General features: G+C 71.9%; 12 protein-coding genes and 4 pseudogenes. 5 read left to right on the top strand and 11 right to left on the bottom strand.

The window, feature by feature from the left end:
- Positions 1–678: 678 nt before the first annotated feature.
- The 3 genes and pseudogenes from GV126_RS34895 to panD form a co-directional block, all read right to left on the bottom strand.
- Positions 679–1,317 (bottom strand): annotated as a pseudogene (locus tag GV126_RS34895) (arylsulfatase); the annotation flags it as partial.
- Positions 1,318–1,339: 22 nt separating this feature from the next.
- The gene (locus GV126_RS34890) at positions 1,340–1,684 is read right to left on the bottom strand and encodes a GNAT family N-acetyltransferase (RefSeq protein ID WP_159675363.1); all 345 of its coding nucleotides are present in this window, start codon (positions 1,682–1,684) and stop codon (positions 1,340–1,342) included.
- A gap of 45 nt (positions 1,685–1,729) precedes the next feature.
- Entirely contained in the window at positions 1,730–2,149 is a 420-nt protein-coding gene (panD, locus tag GV126_RS34885; protein WP_159675361.1) for an aspartate 1-decarboxylase, read from the bottom strand.
- Positions 2,150–2,784: 635 nt separating this feature from the next.
- On the opposite strand from panD, the gene GV126_RS34880 reads away from it, so the two are divergent.
- Complete coding sequence (locus GV126_RS34880) at positions 2,785–3,813, top strand: glycoside hydrolase family 113 protein (protein WP_159675359.1); 1,029 nt, start codon at positions 2,785–2,787, stop codon at positions 3,811–3,813.
- Positions 3,814–3,837: 24 nt separating this feature from the next.
- Here GV126_RS34880 and GV126_RS37830 read toward each other — a convergent pair.
- Together GV126_RS37830 and GV126_RS36025 are read right to left on the bottom strand one after the other, a co-directional pair.
- A pseudogene (locus GV126_RS37830) lies at positions 3,838–4,655 on the bottom strand (transposase family protein); the annotation flags it as partial.
- A pseudogene (locus tag GV126_RS36025) lies at positions 4,637–4,792 on the bottom strand (IS1380 family transposase); the annotation flags it as partial. The pseudogenes GV126_RS36025 and GV126_RS37830, both read right to left, overlap by 19 nt.
- A gap of 150 nt (positions 4,793–4,942) precedes the next feature.
- Here GV126_RS36025 and GV126_RS34860 point away from each other — a divergent pair.
- Complete coding sequence (locus GV126_RS34860) at positions 4,943–5,776, top strand: enoyl-CoA hydratase/isomerase family protein (RefSeq protein ID WP_159675357.1); 834 nt, start codon at positions 4,943–4,945, stop codon at positions 5,774–5,776.
- A gap of 164 nt (positions 5,777–5,940) precedes the next feature.
- Here the strand turns inward: GV126_RS34860 and GV126_RS34855 are convergent, their stop codons facing one another.
- The 4 genes from GV126_RS34855 to GV126_RS34840 all read right to left on the bottom strand — a co-directional run bounded on the left by GV126_RS34855 (position 5,941) and on the right by GV126_RS34840 (position 9,146).
- Positions 5,941–6,483: a DUF1360 domain-containing protein gene (locus GV126_RS34855; protein WP_159675355.1), complete on the bottom strand. Its 543-nt coding sequence runs from the start codon at positions 6,481–6,483 to the stop codon at positions 5,941–5,943.
- Entirely contained in the window at positions 6,467–7,405 is a 939-nt protein-coding gene (locus GV126_RS34850) for a Rieske (2Fe-2S) protein (protein ID WP_236570384.1), read from the bottom strand. The genes GV126_RS34855 and GV126_RS34850 overlap by 17 nt, the downstream gene beginning before the upstream one ends.
- A 95-nt stretch (positions 7,406–7,500) precedes the next feature.
- A complete protein-coding gene (locus GV126_RS34845; RefSeq protein WP_159675353.1) occupies positions 7,501–8,676 on the bottom strand; it encodes a zinc-dependent alcohol dehydrogenase in 1,176 nt (391 codons plus the stop codon).
- Positions 8,673–9,146 carry a hypothetical protein gene (locus GV126_RS34840; RefSeq protein WP_159675351.1) on the bottom strand — a complete coding sequence of 158 codons (474 nt, stop codon included), beginning with the start codon at positions 9,144–9,146 and terminating at the stop codon, positions 8,673–8,675. The genes GV126_RS34845 and GV126_RS34840 overlap by 4 nt, the downstream gene beginning before the upstream one ends.
- A 501-nt stretch (positions 9,147–9,647) precedes the next feature.
- On the opposite strand from GV126_RS34840, the gene GV126_RS34835 reads away from it, so the two are divergent.
- The gene (locus tag GV126_RS34835; RefSeq protein ID WP_159675349.1) at positions 9,648–10,256 is read left to right on the top strand and encodes a hemerythrin domain-containing protein; all 609 of its coding nucleotides are present in this window, start codon (positions 9,648–9,650) and stop codon (positions 10,254–10,256) included.
- Between the two features lie 106 nt (positions 10,257–10,362).
- On the opposite strand, the gene GV126_RS34830 is transcribed toward GV126_RS34835, so the two are convergent.
- Together GV126_RS34830 and GV126_RS34825 are read right to left on the bottom strand one after the other, a co-directional pair.
- Positions 10,363–11,166, bottom strand: coding sequence for a formate/nitrite transporter family protein (locus GV126_RS34830; protein ID WP_159675347.1), 804 nt, complete (start codon positions 11,164–11,166; stop codon positions 10,363–10,365).
- A 542-nt stretch (positions 11,167–11,708) separates the two neighbouring features.
- Positions 11,709–12,224 carry a hypothetical protein gene (locus tag GV126_RS34825; protein WP_185947608.1) on the bottom strand — a complete coding sequence of 172 codons (516 nt, stop codon included), beginning with the start codon at positions 12,222–12,224 and terminating at the stop codon, positions 11,709–11,711.
- 511 nt (positions 12,225–12,735) lie between these two features.
- Between GV126_RS34825 and GV126_RS34820 the strand changes: the two genes are divergently transcribed.
- Entirely contained in the window at positions 12,736–16,119 is a 3,384-nt protein-coding gene (locus GV126_RS34820; RefSeq protein WP_201299990.1) for an ALF repeat-containing protein, read from the top strand.
- Positions 16,120–16,204: 85 nt separating this feature from the next.
- A pseudogene (locus tag GV126_RS34815) lies at positions 16,205–16,487 on the top strand (DNA/RNA non-specific endonuclease); the annotation flags it as partial.

Below are 16,487 nucleotides of genomic sequence, written 5' to 3'. Positions count from 1 at the left end.
GGTCCGGTGCTGGGGCTGGGGCCGGCGGTGGTGCTGGTGCCGGTGCTGGTGCCGGTTCTGGGTCCGGGCCGGGCGCCGGTGCGGGTGTTGGTACCGGTGCCGGCTCTGGTTCCGGTGATGGTGCGGGGTCGGGGGCTGCGGCTGCCGCGGCGGCTGCTTCGGTGCCGGGTGCGAGAAGCGGTGCGCTGCCGCGGACGCAGGCCGGGGCGCCGACGGACGCGTCCGGTGCGCCCGGTTCGCCGAGTACGTCCAGTGGGCCCGGTGCGCCCGCCGGGGCGACCCCGTGGGCCGGGACGGACACCAACGCCGATGCCGGGGACGACCGTTCCGTGCCGTTGCCCGCGACCGTGTTCGCGCCGCCGTTGAGCGGCGCCGACGGCGACGCGGCCCCGCCGCCGGCCGCCGCCCCGGACGCCAAGACGGCGCTGATGGCGGGCGGCAGTCAGCTTCCGCCCACGGCACTGGCACCGGCGGTGGACGAGGCCGGGGCGCCCGCCGCACCTGGCGCGCCCGCTGGACCGGGCGCCCCCGGCGCGCCCCAGGGGAGCACGCCGCCTCCGCCCGCGCCGCCGGGCGCTCCCGGGCGGCCGCTGCCGCCGCACGCCGGTGACATCGCCGACGCCGCGACGAGCAAGGCCACGCCTCCGCCGCCCGCTCCTCCCGCGCCGCCCGCTCCGGGCGCACCGCCCGCGCCGCGGCCGCCAGGCCGGGGCGCGGGCTGGCGAGGACGGGGACCGGGGTCGTCGTCAGGCGTTCTGCCGGAGCCATGGAGGCCTGGGCGAGGACGATCGCGTCGGCGTCCACGACCCGGTCGGCGGCGGCCGCGACCCGGCGGACGTAGCCGTCGTCGTCGCCCGCCTCGAAGCGCGGCCAGGCAGCGTCGGCGAGCACGCCGCGCACGGTGACGGGGCGCCCGGCGCGGCGGGCCTCGTCCTCGACGAGCGCCGTGGTCGGAGCGAGGGTGCTCTCCAGGGCGGCGAGGACGACGACCCGGGGTCCGGCCGCCACGGCGGCGGCCGCCATCGGGCGGTCGACCCGCAGCACCGGCACCCCCGGCCCGGTCGCGGCGGCGCCGGCCGTCTCGGCGACGGCACCGATGGTCGAGCAGGTGCACAGCACCGCGCGGGCGCCCTCGGCGACGGCGCGGCGCAGGAGCGTCTCCACCTCGCCCGTCACCGCCCGCGGGCCTTCGCGCCGGGCGGTGCTCAGCAGCGTCGCGTCGACGAAGTGCCGCAGGCGCAGCCCGGGATGGTCCTCGTCGCGCAGGGCGTCGAAGACGGGGACGTGGACCGGTGAGGTGTGCAGGAGGGCCAGCACGGCCGGGTGCGTTCCGCTCGGCTCAGAACCGGCCCGGGTGCGCGGCGAGCCACTCGTGCGCGGCGCCCAGCAGCTCGGGATCGGCGGTGGGCGCCTCGTCGCGGTGGCGTTCGGCCCACTTCACGACGTACGGGCACAACGGCGCCACGGCGACGCCCTCACGTGCCGCCGTGACGTACAGCTCGCGGGCCAGGGCTCCGGCGATGCCCTGGCCCTCGTGGTCCGGTTCCACGATCGTGTGGACCGGGACCAGGGCGCGCCGCGGCGAGGACAGTTCGAAGTACTCGATGCGCCCGACGACCTCGCCGCCGTCGACCGCCTCCAGGCGGCCGGCCGCTCGGTCGTCGCGGATCTCGATGTCGCTCATGGCCACGCTCCTGGGGGGTCGGGACCGCCGTGGGGCCGGCGGCGCTCAGGCCGGCACGGAGTGCGGGCTGCGCGCCTGCTCCGAGCCCGGCACCGGCGCGGACGGGTCGGCGCCGAGGGCGACGATCCGGTTGTCCGCGTCGACGTGCACGACCCTGGGCCGCAGCTGCCGCGCCTCGGCGTCGGTGACCTGAGCGTAGCTGATGATGATCACCAGGTCACCGGGGTGCACGAGGTGTGCCGCCGCTCCGTTGATCCCTACGACACCGGAGCCGCGCTCCCCCTCGATGACGTATGTCTCCAGCCGGGCCCCGTTGGTGATGTCGACGATGTGCACCAGCTCGCCGGGGAGCAGGTCGGCCGCGTCGAGCAGATCGGCGTCGATGGTCACCGATCCCACGTAGTGCAGGTCGGCTTGGGTGACGGTGGCTCGGTGGATCTTGGACTTGAACATAGTACGCAACATTTGGGGCACTCCCACAAGTAGGCTCCCTGCCTGCATTCTTGCAGGTCAAGGGCTGTTTTCACACCCTACAACGAGTCGCACGTCCGGGCAGCTTTCCCCAGGTTTTTCAGGACTCACGCTGACCGCTTGCCGACTTCCTGACGCAGCGTCAGGTGATGGGGGTGAGGATTTCGCGCGCCTTCCCGTCCCCCACCGCGACGACGGCACAAGCCTACGCAGCACCCTCGCAGGGGCATCCGTGATGACCGTCACTCGAGCGGCCTGGACGAGATTCCGAGCGCTGAGCGGGCACGGGAACGCAGCAGCGAATCGCCGGTTGGCCAAACCGGCGATTCGCGCTCTTGGCGGTGGCACAGGTCGGGTGTCAGGACATTCGAGATTCAGCCAGAACAGAGCGCGAGCCGAAGCCGCGATCAGACTTGGACCAGCCTTAGGGCGCCAGCCGTAGATCGTGATCTTCATGGTTGTTGGGCTGCCTGTTGTTTCTCCCCAGGCACCCGTCTCAACCGGGCGGTGGTCGAGGCGCGGACTCCCTGCGCACCAGCCTTGCCTTGACCTTCCAGCCGCTGGAGGGACCAGAGTCGGGGTGACGGCCTGCGGCATCAGCGGGCCCATGAATTGGCGGAGGAGTCGCGATGCGGGGCAAGGGCGTGCAGTACGACACGGGGACGTTCCCGAGTGGGGACACGACCCGTAAGACATTCGATTCCGGCCTTGTGGCGCGCGACATGCGCGTCATCTCGCACGATCTGGGGTGTAACACGGTGCGCATCACCGGCGGTGATCCCGAGCGGCTGAGCACGGCGGCCGGGCATGCGGCCGCGGCCGGTTTGGAGGTGTGGTTCTCGCCGTTCCCCTGCGAGATGACGAACGAGGAGATGCTGCCTTACTTCGTCGATTGCGCCGACCGGGCCGAGGCGCTGCGCCGCGCCGGGGCCGAGGTCGTGTTGGTCACCGGTTGCGAGATCAGTCTGTTCGCCGTCGGCTACCTTCCCGGGGAGACCTTCAACGACCGCATGCACGCCCTTCGTGCGCCGGCGATGGAGCGGGAGGCCGCGCTGAAGGAGATTCCCGGCAAGGTCAATACCTTTCTCGGGGAGGTGGTCGAGGCCGTCCGGCCGCGATTTGGTGGCCAGGTCTCGTACGCGTCCATTCCCATCGAGCACATCGACTGGACGCCGTTCGACATCGTCGGTGTGGATGCGTATCGCAACAGCCGGAACGCGGCCAACTACCGTGATCAGATCCGGCAGTACTTCGCCCATGGAAAGCCGGTCGCGGTCACCGAGGCGGGTTGCTGCACCTACCGGGGCGCCGCCGACCTCGGTGCCGGTGGATGGACCGTGATCGAGGCGGACGGGCTCGTCCGGGCGGGCACGGTGCGTGACGAAGGCGAGCAGGTCCGGTACATGCGCGATCTCCTTCCGCTGTTCCAGGAGGAGGGCATCGACACCGCCTTCTGGTTCAGCTTCGCCGGCTTCGAACTGCCGCACCGGGCCGACCCGCGCACGGATCTGGATCTCGGCTCGTACGGCATCGTGAAGATGCTGGACGGTACGACGTCGGACGGGGAGTCCGCCCGTGCCTATCCCGGCATGCTCTGGGAGCCGAAGGAAGCTTTCTACGCTCTCGCCGAGTTCTACGGTGGCGCTGCACGCCGCTAGTGCTCCAGCCGTGGGCCGTGATCTTCATGTCTGGTTCGCGGCTTGTCGACGGTCATGGCTGGCCTGGGCTCGGACCTGGTGGCGGCGTCGCCAGTCTGACCAGCGGGGCCGGTGGGCTGCGTCGTGCACGGGTTGGACGACCAGCGTTGTGAACAGTCGCTGGATTTCGTTGCAGGTGAGCGGGATCAGTTCGTCCGGGGCGGGAGGGCCGGTGTGTTCGTGGGCGCGGACGACGGCGAGGAAGGCGTGGGCGAGCATGGCCAGGGTGACCCAGCGGAGCTGGGAGGTGAAGCGGCGGAGTCGGTGCTCGTCCAGTCCGGCCAGACCCTTTGCGGCCTGGAAGGTCTCTGCCTGGCCGCCAAGGTGCCCAGGCGGGCCTGGCAGAAGCTGTCGGCAGGGGCCGGCGCCAAGGGGCACCGCTTCTGCGACTGGGCCGTCATCGACCTGTCCGAATCCCGGGCCGGCAGCCATCGGCTGCTGATCCCGCCGCAACCGCAGAACCGGTGAACTCGCCTACTACCGCTGCTGGTCACCCGCCCCCATGCCCCTGACTACCCTGGGCCGCGTCGCCGGATCGAGACGGCGAGTGGACCGTCCGCGCGGAACTTCCCCGCACGGGTGGTGACTTCGGCTGAGCAGGCGACCGCGAGCACGTAACCGACCTGGCGTTTTTCCGGCGCGGCCCGCAGCTTGGGGTTGCCGCCGTCAGACCTCGTCGCCAGCGACCCAGCCCACGCGGTGCCCGGCGTCCAGGAACCGGCCGATCATGCGGGCGCCCAGCTCCGGCTGGTCGCGAAGACGGTGCCCTCGCCCAGCCCGGCGGCCCGGCAACGGTCCTCATCTTGCGGTCGATCAGGCGCATTCCCTTCGGCCAACCCTTGAAGACGTCGCCGTCGAGTTCGGCGACCCAGGCGCCGTCACGAACCTCACCGTCTGACTCGGTGGCCGCCGTCCAGGCCGAGGCAGGAACCTGGCTTACCAGGCGAGAGTCCGAGGTGAGACGCGGGATACCGGCGCCATCGAGCGGTAAATGCGACAATACGGCCGGAAAGCCTCGGCTCCGTCGTATGACCTGCTTCTCGTGACCTGCTTCTCGGGGGACGCAAGCGCAAGCCAAGGAGACCAATCCATGAAGGAATGGACCCATTTCTCCGTGACCGCCGAGACCGGGCGGCTGTGGAGGATCACCTTCGACAGCCCGCCGATCAACCTGGTGTCCCCGGAGATGCTCACCGAGCTTCCGAAACTGGTCGACCAGATGGAGGCTGCTTCGGAGCTGCGCGTGGCCGTGTTCGAGTCGGCGAACTCCGAGTACTTCCTGAACCACTACGACACCTCCCGGGTCGCCGAGACCCCCAAGGAACTGGGCGCCACCGGCCGCCCACTCCTGATCGACGCCAGCACGCGCCTGTCACGTCTGCCGGTCGTGTCGATCGCCAAGGTCCGGGGCCGGGCCAGGGGTGTGGGCAGCGAGCTGATCCAGGCAATGGACATGCGTTTCGCCAGTGAGCGGGCGCTGTTCGGCCAGCCCGAGACCGCCAACGGCAACCTGCCCGGCGGCGGCGGACTGGAGCACCTGCCCCTGCTGCTCGGTCGTGCCCGCGCGCTGGAGGTGGCCCTGTCCAGCGACGACTACCCGGCTGAGCTGGCCGAGCGGTACGGCTGGGTCAACCGCACGGTCCCCGACGGCGAACTCGACGTGCTGGTCGACACCCTCGCACGCCGGATCGCCTCCTTCGACAAGGAATCGATCGCCGCGGTCAAGCAGCAGGTCAACCGGTACACCCTGCCGTCCGCGGAGGACCTGCAGTCCTCCTACGACCTCTACCTGCACTCATTCAACTGGCCGGGCTCCCAGCGCAGGCTTCCGGCCGCGCTCGCCGCAGGACGCAATCAGGCAGGCGACTACGAGATGCGCCTGGGCTACTACCTCGGACGCCAGCCGGAAGGAGACACCCAGTGAAGCTCGTGGACGAGCGAGCTGTCGAGCCACGGATCAAGTCTTCCGAGCAGGGCGAGGGGTGGCGCAGGAGGCCCTTGCCGCGGGTGCAGGTCAGCAAGCCGGACACCGTCCGGCCTGATGCTGACCTTTTGCTGACCCGGGGGTGACCGCGGTCCGCCGCCGGGTCACTCGCCGGTCGTCTTCTCGATCAGCGCACCGTAGGCCAGTTGCAGCGTGTCCGCGCCGGCGAGAGCGGCCAGGGCGCCCATGGCGGTGCGTGTCGCACGCGGCCACAGAAGCTGGCCGGCGGTCAGGGTCGAGGCCACCCAGACGCTCATGCAGAAGGGGCAGGTGGCCAGTTCCCCCACGGTGTGCTTGGCATCCTCGGGCTGGGCTTCCTCGTGCAGTTCGGCCGGCCCCTGCGGGGCGACGTACGTGGTGAACGGGGCGCGCAGCGGGCTGGTGACCGATGCCTTGGTCAGCAGCCGGCTGAGCCGGAACGTGGCGACCGAGGTCAGGACCACGTCCCACGGCTCCGGCCGCTCGGGCAGCGGTCGGCCGCGGAGCCGTACGGCGGTGGCCCAGGCCGTCGTGTAGGTGGCGAAGCCCGCCATCGCTGCCAGGTAGCCGGCCAGCGGCCGGTCGTGCCCTGCCGCGTACCGCCTCCCGGCCCGCCGCAGCAGCCCGCGCAGACGTCGGGCGAGGCGGCCGTCAGCTGTCGCGTCCATGGACTTCCGGTTCCCTGCGTCGCTGTCGCGCTTCGACCCCGTCGTGCGTCTGCCGGTCCCCGTCCCGTTGGCGCAGGCGGATCTCGACGTGACCGTCGGCGATCCGCGTCTCGAAGGAAGGCTGGGGTGCGGTGGCCGGGCCGCGGACGTTCCAGCCGTCCGAGAGCCGGAAGACACTGCCGTGCCACGGGCACTGGACGCATCCGTCACTGACCGCGCCCTCGGAGAGCGGCCCTGCGAGGTGGCTGCACCGCTCGGCCAGAGCGTGGATCGCCCCTCCGGCTTCCCGCACGACCAGGACCGGGACGTCGTCCACGCTGCGCCGCACCGGCCGGCCGGCCGGGAAGTCCGCCACGGGTCCGATCCGGTGCCAGCCCTGGGTGACGACGTGCGGGACCTCTTCGGCGTGGTTGGCGCCGGACGCCTGGCGGTAGGCCAGGTGGCCGCCCAGCATGCCGCCGAGTGCGACCGCCGTCAGTCCCAGGAAGCCGTAGGCCCGGCCTGTCGCGTGCCGTCCCCGGACGCGGCAGGTGAGCGAGGCGGCGTACAGGCCGACAGCCGCCGAGTTCGCGAGGGCGTGCACCAGTCCGACACGCTGCTGCCGGCGGTGCAGCTCCGCCCAGTCGACCCAGCCCGCCAGAGCCGCGGGCCCGGCCGAGGGGAGGCCGACGCCGACCAGCAGGCCCGCCTCGCGGGAGCGGCCGGGGTACAGGTCGAGGACCGCCGCCGACAACCAGCTGCCGATCGGCACCTGCACCATCAGGGGATGCACCGGATGCCCCAGCCACCTGCCGTGCAGGAGGTCCCGCCGGTCACCGAGCGGCAGGGCCCGCACCCCCTTGCGGACCGCGTCGATGACCGCGTCGGCCCTGGGCTCCCGCTCCAGGCGGTCCAGCAGCCACAGGAGGCGGCTCTGCCGCATCCGGGAGCGGCGGCGTGGCGTAGTGCTCAGGGTCGGCCGGGTCCCCGCCTGCGCAGACGGCAAACAGGTCAGGGGCCGCCTGCGGTGGGCCACGGTCAGTCGCCGGGCCGGATCACCGCGCGCACGCAGCCGTCCGTCTTCTCCTTGAACATCGCGTAGGCCCGCGGCGCCTCGTTCAGGGGCACGGTGTGGGTCGCCAGGTGGGCCGTGCGCAGCTCGCCGGCCGCCAGCCGGTCCAGCAGCATCGGGATGTAGCGCTGACCGTGCTGCTGGGCGCCTCGCACGGTCAGGCCCTTGTTGATCACCGCGCCGAGGGGGAACTTGTCGACCGCGCCGCCGAACACGCCCAGGACGAAGACCGTGCCGCCTTTACGGCAGGCGTGAATGGCCTGCCGTACGGCGGTGGGACGGTCGGTCTGGAGCCGCAGCTGCTGCTTGACCTGGTCGTAGAGATGGACGGGGCTGTCGCTGTGGGCCTCCATGCCCACGGCCTCGATGCATACATCCGGGCCGCGTCCGCCGGTACGCTCGCGCAGTTCCGCCCCGACGTCGGTGCTCGTGTAGTCGATGACCTCGCTGCCGATGTGCCGCTCGGTCATCTCCAGACGTTCGGGGATCCGGTCGATGGAGATCACACGTTCCGCACCCAGCAGGATCGCGGCGCGCGCCGCCATCTGGCCGACGGCCCCGCAGCCCCACACGGCGACCACGTCACCGGGCTTCACCCCTGCCAGGTCGGCGCCCATCCAGCCCGTGGGCACCGAGTCCGACACGAACAGGGCGCTGGTGTCGTCGACGCCCTCCGGGACGGGGAAGGCCCCGTAGTCCGCGAAGGGGACGCGTACGTACTCGGCGTGGCTGCCGCGCAAGCCCCCCATGGCGTGGGAGTAACCGAAGATGCCGCCGGTGTCGGCGCCGAACAGGGCCTGACCGATGCCGGGGTTGGTGTTGGTGTTGTCGCACAGGGACCACAGGTCGTGGGTGCAGTACCAGCAGCGGCCGCATCCGACGAAGGAGCACACCACCACCCGGTCTCCCACCGTGTGCCGGCGTACCGCTGAGCCCACCTCGACGACCTCGCCGAGGAACTCGTGCCCGATGACGTCCCCGGCACGCATGAACGGGATGTAGCCGCCGATGAGATGGAGATCCGAGCCGCAGGTCGTGCCCGCGATCAGCCGTACGATCACGTCCTGGTCGTTGCGCAGGACCGGATCGGGTACCTGCTCGACGGACAGCTTGTTGACGCCTTCCCAGCACAGGGCCTTCACAGCACTCCCTCCCCACCGGCGCGGCGGCTGAGCAGGCCCACCAGTTTTCCGCCCGGCGTGTCGTGTGTGGTCGGCGGCGCATCGGGCCGAAGGACTTCTCCCGCCTCCAGCAGCGCCTTGGCCTCGCGCAGGGCACGGCGCAGATCCTGGCGCGGGTCGGCGCCGGCCAGCCGCGCCGGCACCGAGTAAGCGGCGCCCGGCTGGCCTTCCCTCAGGCGCACCCCCAGCTCCGTGCCCCGGTCTCCGGGCGCCGGGCGGATGCGCGTCTCGATGCGGTCGCCGTACTCCTGCAGCGGCGCGGGCAGCCGGTCGGCCTGCACATCGTGTGGCGCACAGTTGATCGTCACCGTCAGCCAGCGGTCCCCGGCGGCTGTGCCGGACGGGCGTGCCTTCGCTCGCCGTACGGCGACAGCGGCCCCGGCGGCCAGCCCCGCGGCAGCCACCGTGAGCGATTTCCCAGCGGCACTCATGTGCGGTCACATCCTGGAGAAGCGGGAGTCGTACGGGTGGTCACGCACCACAGGGGTCGCTGAGCGCGTGTGCGGGGCGAGTACCCCCAGTCCGTTGCCCTATCTGTCGGGTGCCCGGGCACGGCTCGACGAAGAACCGCAACCCAGCTCAGTGCTGCGGGTGCGTGCGGGCTTTCGCCGGCAGTGGGCCGTCACCTCGGGGCCTCGATCAGTCCGGGTGCCGGGCGCACGGTTCGGTTCCGGACCGTCCCGGCGCCGCGAGACGACGGTTCCACCAGGCGGGACGGGCTTTCGCCCTCGTCTTCAGCGACGGTGTTCCGCGCGCCGGGCAACGGCCCTGACCGCCGGGCACGGTCGGACGGTTCCCCTGCCCGCGCAAGGCCGGCGCGGGACGTCGTCGCGCGTTGTGCCGGGCCGCCTCCGGGTACCCGGCGGGCGTGGGGATCGGGGTGGCGCCGGCAAGCGTCGCGGCCCGTCTCCGACACGCGCACGGGAGCGGCCATGTCGAAGACCATCAAGGACCAGACCGTCGAGGAGCTCGGGGGAAGCAGCAGCATTCTGGTGCGGCAACGCCGCGAACACCGGGAGATGGACGAATTGATCGATCAGTACCTCACCCTGGACGACCTTCAGCGGCGGGAACGCGTGCTGAAGCAGATCGTGCAGCTGGTTTTCAGCCACGCGTTCGCGGAGGAGACGGTGCTGTGGCCCGCCGTACGGGCCTCGGTCCCGGACGGCGAGGAACTGACGGCCCGGGTCGAGCAAGAACACCAGCAGATCAACGATCTCGTCGCGGACGTCGAACGCCTCCCCGCGGGCGACGCCGGGCGGGAAGACAAGGTGCGGCGGGCCTTCGCGCTGATACGGCAGGACATCAGGGACGAGGAAGACCTCCTCCTCCCCCGGTTGCAGGACGCGACGGACACCGCCCGACTGCGCACACTCGGCACCACCTGGGCGGCGGTACGTCAGACCGCCCCGACGCATCCGCACCCCGTCGTCCCCCGGCGCCCTCCCGGGAACGCCCCGCTCGGCGTACCACTGAGCGTCTACGACCGCGTGCGGGACGCCCTGGGCATCGGCAGCATTGCGTCACGACGAGGAAGGTGATCGCGCCCCGCCTCGGCTGCGCTGTCGCCCGCAGATCCGGTATCGGCGGGCACCGCTACCGGGCACCCCGCCGGCAGGCCCGGTGATCTCGCCGGCTTCGCGGGTGTCACGAACCGGATTGCGCGTTGTCGCCGGTCATCAGGGGGGCACTGCGAATGAGGCGCAGTGTCGTGGTCAGCAGGAGGCCGCCGACGATGTTGCCGAGAACCGCCCAGGCCAGCCACCGCAGCCAGTCGAGGTAACCGTAGGGCGTCCTGCCGGTGTGCAGGCCGGCGAACGCGATGAGGGAGTCCAGCACCGAGTGCCACAGCCCGAGCCCGGCCAGCACGAGCGCAGTGGTGATCGATGCGGTGATCTTCCCGGTCATGGATTCACTGCCGTGATGCATACGGGTCATGAGCGTGATGACGCCGCCGCCCAGCAGAGCGAGGCAGAAGGTGCCCAGTGTGTACCCCCCGTCGACGAACTTCGCGCCCGAGGCAGCCGCGGTGCGGTGCAGATCCGGGTAGGCCCGCATGACCAGCCACATGAACGCCCATCCGCCGACCAGGTTCATCACCAGGACCGTCGCCCACATCCGTACCAGGTGCAGCCAGGTGGCCGCGCCCGCGATGACGGTGGCGACGGGCACCAGGAAGCCCTCTGTGAACAGTTCGCTGTGTCCGAGCAGCAAGGCGATGAGCCCCACGGAGAAGGCCAGCCCGGCCAGGAGTTCGCTGCCGGTCTCGTGGCGAACGAACAGCAGCGCCATGACGCCGACGCCGACGTCGATACCGCCCAGCAGTGAGGTGGCCACCAGGGACGTCCAGGTGCGGTGCAACCGTGGTCGGCCCTCGGCCACGATCCGTTCCGCCGCCTCGGCGACCCTCCGCTCACCGGGCCCCCGCATGATCTGGTCGTCCGGATCCATGGCACTCCTCCGGTCTCGGTCAGCCGCGCAGCCGTCCGGGAAGGTTCTCGACAAGTACCCCGTGGCGCCCGCGCATGCTTCCGCACCGGCATTCGGCCGTCGACGGCGGTTCCATCGCGACCAAGAGGCGGCGACTTCGACCGGCCTCTCGTCCGGCGAAGGACACGGAGTGAGCGGCCGGCCCGGCTGGCGGAGGACGGCCGGGCCGTCATCGTCTTTCCCGGCGCGGTGCGCAGATGTCGGCCGGAGGGCTCCCCTGCGGGCGGTCCACTCCTGCGGGCCGTCCACTCCTGCGGGCGGTCCATTCCGAGACGGTCGTCTGAACGGGCCGGTCGTCGGCACTGGTGCTTCTCGACGTCTACGGTCAGAACCACGACGAGAAGCTGTGGGGCGATCCGTACGCCTTCCGGTTGCGGGGAACATCGCTTCAGTCCGGCGCGAAGCTTCCTGCTCCCGGTTCCGAGTGCCCCTGGCCGTCGCGACCCCGCCGACCACCTGCCAACCGGTGGACCGGCACCGCCCCGGAAAGTTCCGGAACCTGGCTACTTGGTGACCCGGATCTCCACGAGCATGTGGTCGCGGCCCTCCGGGTCGGCGGCCTCGCCCACCGGCGTCCAGCTGTTCTTGTCGATCTCGTAGGACTTCGTCTCGTCGCCCACGGTCATGTCGACCGTGGTGGAGTAGTCGTTGCCCTTGAACGAGTAGACGGCAGGGATCTCCAGGGTCAGCCATCCCTCGTTGCCGACGGTGTCGAAGCAGATCTTGTCGGCCCTGTCGCGGGCCAGGAGCTCCAACTGCCCGGTCCCCGTCACGCAGTCGGCGAGCGTGATGTGGCCGTCGCCGCGCTTCAGCACGATGTTCTGCTCCGCCAGGATCTTGTCGGCCTGGGGGTAGTCGAAGTCCTCCACGGCATAGCCGGGGGCCTCCTGCGCGGCCGGCGCGGCGGTGTCGGCGGCCTCCGCGGTGCCTGTGCCTCCGCCCTGCGCGCCGCCGAGCACCGCGATCCAGGCCAGCGCGCCACCGGCGGCGGCGCCGAGCACCCGCACCACGAACCGCATTCTCCGCGACTTTCCGGCGTCGGCCCCGAATTTTTTCATTGCATCCCCCATTTTCTGGCCAACGCCCGCCCGAAAACCACCGGTCGCGCACAGGGGAATCCGCACACGCGGAATGAAATCCCCCCCTCGCACACCCTTGGTGCGTCTTTGTGACGCGCTGGTCGAACCCCGTTGCCGTCGTCGGCCCTGGAATCCCAGCACGGCGGCGCACCCACGTCCAGCGCCGTGAACTGCTCACACCTGGACATAGGCAGCAAGGCGGCCGTGACCTGCGTCACAGCGAGAAAGGGCCGCGTGGGCAGGCGTCCTGGTTTCGTAAAAAATATGTCGACTCGCCAAATCCGCACCAATATTGGCGCTGTTGGAACCGTCACAAGCCGAACTCCCCCGGACTTTGCGAGGTGTTGGTACTGTGCACGCCTTGTGACGGACGCCGGGTCCATGGATCCGGTCCCGGCACAGTGCGAAATCCGACACGTCATCGCATTACTCCTCGAAGGGCGAGTCCCGTATGCAGACGGCTTTTTGGAGCAGACGCCGCGTCCTCGGCGCGCTCGCGGCCGCGACCGCTGTCGCCGCCACCCCCTCGGTCCTGCGGCCGGCCACGGCCGCGGCCGCCGAGACGGCAGGCGCTGACCCGGTGCCGCTGCCGGACACCGAGCGGGCCAAGGTCGTCCGCGCGTGGCTGACCGGCGGCAAGGGTGTCAAGGCCGCCGCCACCACGGCCCTGTACGGGACCGACACCGAGGTCCGGACCTTCCTCGCCGAGACGCTGCCGCAGCAGACCGTGCAGGACAACCGGGTCGCGATCGTCCGCGCGCTGGACCGGGCGGGCAAGGGCCTGCGCCGCGAGGCCGTCGCCGCCCTGGACAGCGGCGACGAGGCGATAGCCGGCTTCCTCGCGCAGGGCTTCGCCCCCGCCATCCGGGAGGACTTCCAGGTCGCCACCACCATCGTCGCCTCCACCGGCGGCAAGGCCGTGGTGCGCGAGGCCAACGCCGCGCTCGACGCCGGCACCGAACAGGCCCTCGTCTCCTTCCTGACCGACAAGCAGTACGACGCGCGGCTGGAGGACACGAGGGTCCAGGTCGCGGCCATGCTGACGTCCGGCGGTCCGGAGGTGCGCAAGTACGCGGACCGCGCGCTCAGCGGTACCGCGAACGACGTCGAGTGGTTCATCGAGACCGGCCAGCACATCGCGCGGGCCCGCGACCAGGAGTCGGCGACCATCGAGGAACTGGTGGCCGTCGTCGAGCGCGAGGGCAAGCGCGCCGAGAGCGAGACGAACCTGGCCATCGAGGCCGGGGCCCGCGCCGAGACCGCCGCCGCCAAGGCCAAGGAGGCCGCCGAGAAGGCCGCCGCGGAGGCCGCCGCCGCGCAGAGCGACGTCCAGAAGTCGGGGGCCGCGGCCCGCAAGGCGGCGAGCGCCGCGAAGGGTGCGGCCGACGCCGCCCGCAACGCCATCAACGCCTCCAACGCCGCCGTGCAGGCCTCCCGCCGCGCCTCCTGGGCCGCCGTGGGTGCCGCCCAGGCCGCCGCGAAGGCCGGCAACGCGGCCGCCGCCGCCTACAACGCCGCCATCGCCGCGTCCAAGGACGCCGGGAAGGCATCGGCCGCCAAGAACGCCGCGGTCGCCGCCCGCAACGCCGCCGCCAAGGCCCGCAGCGCCGCCGCCGCCGCTGAAAAGGCGGCCCTCGCCGGCGACGCGTCCTCGAACGCCGGCCTGGCCGCCGCCTCCGCCGCCCGCAACTCGGCCGCCGCCGCGACCGCCGCCGCCCAGGCCGCCGTCTCCGCCGGTGCCGCCCAGGCGGAGGCCGCCGAGGCCAAGCGCCAGGCCGCCATCGCCACGAGCGCCGCCAACCGCGCCACGAACGCCGCCTCCGCCGCCCAGTCACTGGCGGCCGCCTCCGCCAAGGCGGCCCGCACCGCCCGCGACGCCGCCAACTCCGCCGCCGACCACGCCGACAAGGCCGCGGACGCCGCCGAGGAGGCCGTGAAGTACGCGGGGCAGGCCGTCGACTACGCCAACAAGTCGACCGCCCACGCCGCGGAGGCCGTGAAGGCCGCCAACACCGCCACCCAGGCCGTCAGTGACGCCATCGAGGTGGAGAAGAACGCCCGTGCCGCCGAGGCGCAGACCCTGGAGCAGGACAAGCAGCAGGCCATCGAGGAGGCCCAGCAGCTCGCCGCCATCGAGCAGGCCGAGCTCGCCGACGTCCGCGAGAAGCGGCTGATGGAGGAGCGCACCGCCCAGGCGACCAAGGACCTCATCTCCCAGGCCGAACAGGCCCTGTACTCCGGGGACATGGCGGCCGCCGCGACCCTGGGCCGGCAGGCCGCGGTCGCCCTGATGGACGCCCGCGGGGCCCACACCCGGCAGGCCGCCCAGCACGCCCTGTCCGGCTCCGACGACGACGTCTACGCCTGGATCGACCTCGACCGGGCCCTCGCCCAGGAGCAGGACGACCGCGAGACCACCCTCCACGTGGCGACGATCGGCGGACCGCAGGTCGCCGCGGCCGCCGCGGCCGCGCTGGAGAGCAGTGACTCCAAGGCCGTCGGCGACTTCCTCACCAGCGGCATGAAGCGTGCCTCGGACGAGGACCTGCGCGTCGCCATCACCAAGATCCTCGGCGATGACGCGGGCAAGGCCGTCACCGAGGCCGGCAACAAGGCGCTCGACGAGAACACCACCGAATCCCTCAACTACTTCTTCGACCACGACTACCCGCTGGCCGTCCAGGAGGACGACCGGGTCCGGGCCAACCAGCTGATCAACACGGCGGGCGCCTTCACCAAGGCGTACGCGGAGGTCGCGCTCGAGGGACCGGCGTGGATGCTCCGCAACTTCATCACCGTGGTCCAGTACCGCACGGCCCAGCTCGACTTCGACACCGCCACCCACGTCGCCGCCGTCCGCGGGGCCATCGCCGCCGCCGCGAAGATCGCGCAGAAGGCGCAGGCCGACGCGGCCCTCGCCTCGAAGGCCGCCGCCGACGCCCGCAAGGCCGCCGCCGAGGCCCAGGAGTGGGCGCAGAAGGCGCTCGACTCCGCCGCCAAGGCGGACGACTACGCCCAGCAGGCGCGGGACAACGCCGACGCCGCCGACAAGTCGGCCGCCGATGCCCAGGCGTCCGCCACCAAGGCGAAGAACGCCGCCGCCACCGCCCGCAGTGCCGCCCGCCCCGCCAACTACTCGGCGAACAAGGCCGTCGACTCGGCGCGCGCGGCCCCCGCCCCCCCGGCCGCGGCCCCGCGCCCCGCCGCCGCGGCCCGCGCCGCCGAACTGTCCGCCTCCGCCGACGCCAAGGCCGCCGCCGCCGCGTACAGCCAGGCCAAGAAGATCGCCGCCGACAAGAAGCGGGCCGAGGACATCGCGAAGGCCAAGGCGGCCGCGCCGAAGGCGCAGGAACAGCGCGCGGCCAGGCAGGACCCGGCCGACAACGACAAGAACAACCAGGTCAACCCGAACGGCACCGCGGACGGCGACGGCGACGAGTGGTGGAACGACGCCCAGTTCTACGCGGACGCCGCCAACACGATCAGCGTCGGCGCCGGGTTCCTGGCGGCCGGCTGCGCCCTCGCCGCCACCGTCTTCCCGCCGGCCCTGGCCGCGGCCGGCTTCTTCGCCGAGGTCTCCGTGGGCGCGGGCGCCCTGGGCACCCTCTTCACGGGCATCGAGCACGGCTTCACGAGCAGCGCCTTCTGGGAGTCCGCCGCGGGCACCGGTCTGAGCCTGGTCTCCTTCGGCGCCTACAAGTGGGTCGGCGCCGCCGACAAGGCGCTCGGCGGTGGCGTCGTCAAGCCCGTCGTCAGCAAGATCACAGACACCGGCGAGGACCTGGTCTCCGGCATCACGAAGGGCCTCAGCGACCTCTGGGACCTGGCCGCCTGATCCCGCCCGTTCTCTCTCACCCGGGGGCGCCGCGATCGGGCGGCGCCCCCTGCTCCCCCTCTTCTCAAGGAAAGGTCCTGCCCCCGTGCACGGAATACGTGGCGGGCGCGCCACAAGGAGACGCGCCCGCTCGACGGTCCTGACCGTCCTGTCCGCCCTGACCCTCGTCCTGACGACGGCCGCGACGAGCCAGGCGGCCGAGCCGCCCGCGACGGCGAAGGCCGCGTCCACCACCAAGTCCGCGGCGCCCAGCGCGAAGACCGCCAAGAGCAGCAAGACCAGCAAGTTCGCGGGCTCCGGTGAGGACTGCACCCCCACCGCGCCGGGCTCCAAGGAGCGCCGCGCGGGTGCCGTCGAGTCCTGTGTGA

The organism is Streptomyces mexicanus (assembly GCF_902506575.1).
GTDB lineage: Bacteria > Actinomycetota > Actinomycetes > Streptomycetales > Streptomycetaceae > Streptomyces > Streptomyces mexicanus.
The sequence above is the reverse complement of the archived record's forward strand: the minus strand, read 5'-3'. Positions and strand labels throughout refer to the sequence as shown.

What these genes read in the sequence shown, in the direction of transcription:
- GV126_RS34855 (WP_159675355.1), bottom strand. Translation starts at nt 6,483, where the DNA reads ATGGACGCGACAGCTGACGGCCGCCTCGCCCGACGTCTGCGCGGGCTG.
- GV126_RS34860 (WP_159675357.1), top strand. Translation starts at nt 4,943, where the DNA reads ATGAAGGAATGGACCCATTTCTCCGTGACCGCCGAGACCGGGCGGCTG.
- GV126_RS34880 (WP_159675359.1), top strand. Translation starts at nt 2,785, where the DNA reads ATGCGGGGCAAGGGCGTGCAGTACGACACGGGGACGTTCCCGAGTGGG.
- GV126_RS34890 (WP_159675363.1), bottom strand. Translation starts at nt 1,684, where the DNA reads ATGAGCGACATCGAGATCCGCGACGACCGAGCGGCCGGCCGCCTGGAG.
- panD (WP_159675361.1), bottom strand. Translation starts at nt 2,149, where the DNA reads ATGTTGCGTACTATGTTCAAGTCCAAGATCCACCGAGCCACCGTCACC.
- GV126_RS34830 (WP_159675347.1), bottom strand. Translation starts at nt 11,166, where the DNA reads ATGGATCCGGACGACCAGATCATGCGGGGGCCCGGTGAGCGGAGGGTC.
- GV126_RS34840 (WP_159675351.1), bottom strand. Translation starts at nt 9,146, where the DNA reads ATGAGTGCCGCTGGGAAATCGCTCACGGTGGCTGCCGCGGGGCTGGCC.
- GV126_RS34850 (WP_236570384.1), bottom strand. Translation starts at nt 7,405, where the DNA reads ATGCGGCAGAGCCGCCTCCTGTGGCTGCTGGACCGCCTGGAGCGGGAG.
- GV126_RS34820 (WP_201299990.1), top strand. Translation starts at nt 12,736, where the DNA reads ATGCAGACGGCTTTTTGGAGCAGACGCCGCGTCCTCGGCGCGCTCGCG.
- GV126_RS34835 (WP_159675349.1), top strand. Translation starts at nt 9,648, where the DNA reads ATGTCGAAGACCATCAAGGACCAGACCGTCGAGGAGCTCGGGGGAAGC.
- GV126_RS34825 (WP_185947608.1), bottom strand. Translation starts at nt 12,224, where the DNA reads ATGCGGTTCGTGGTGCGGGTGCTCGGCGCCGCCGCCGGTGGCGCGCTG.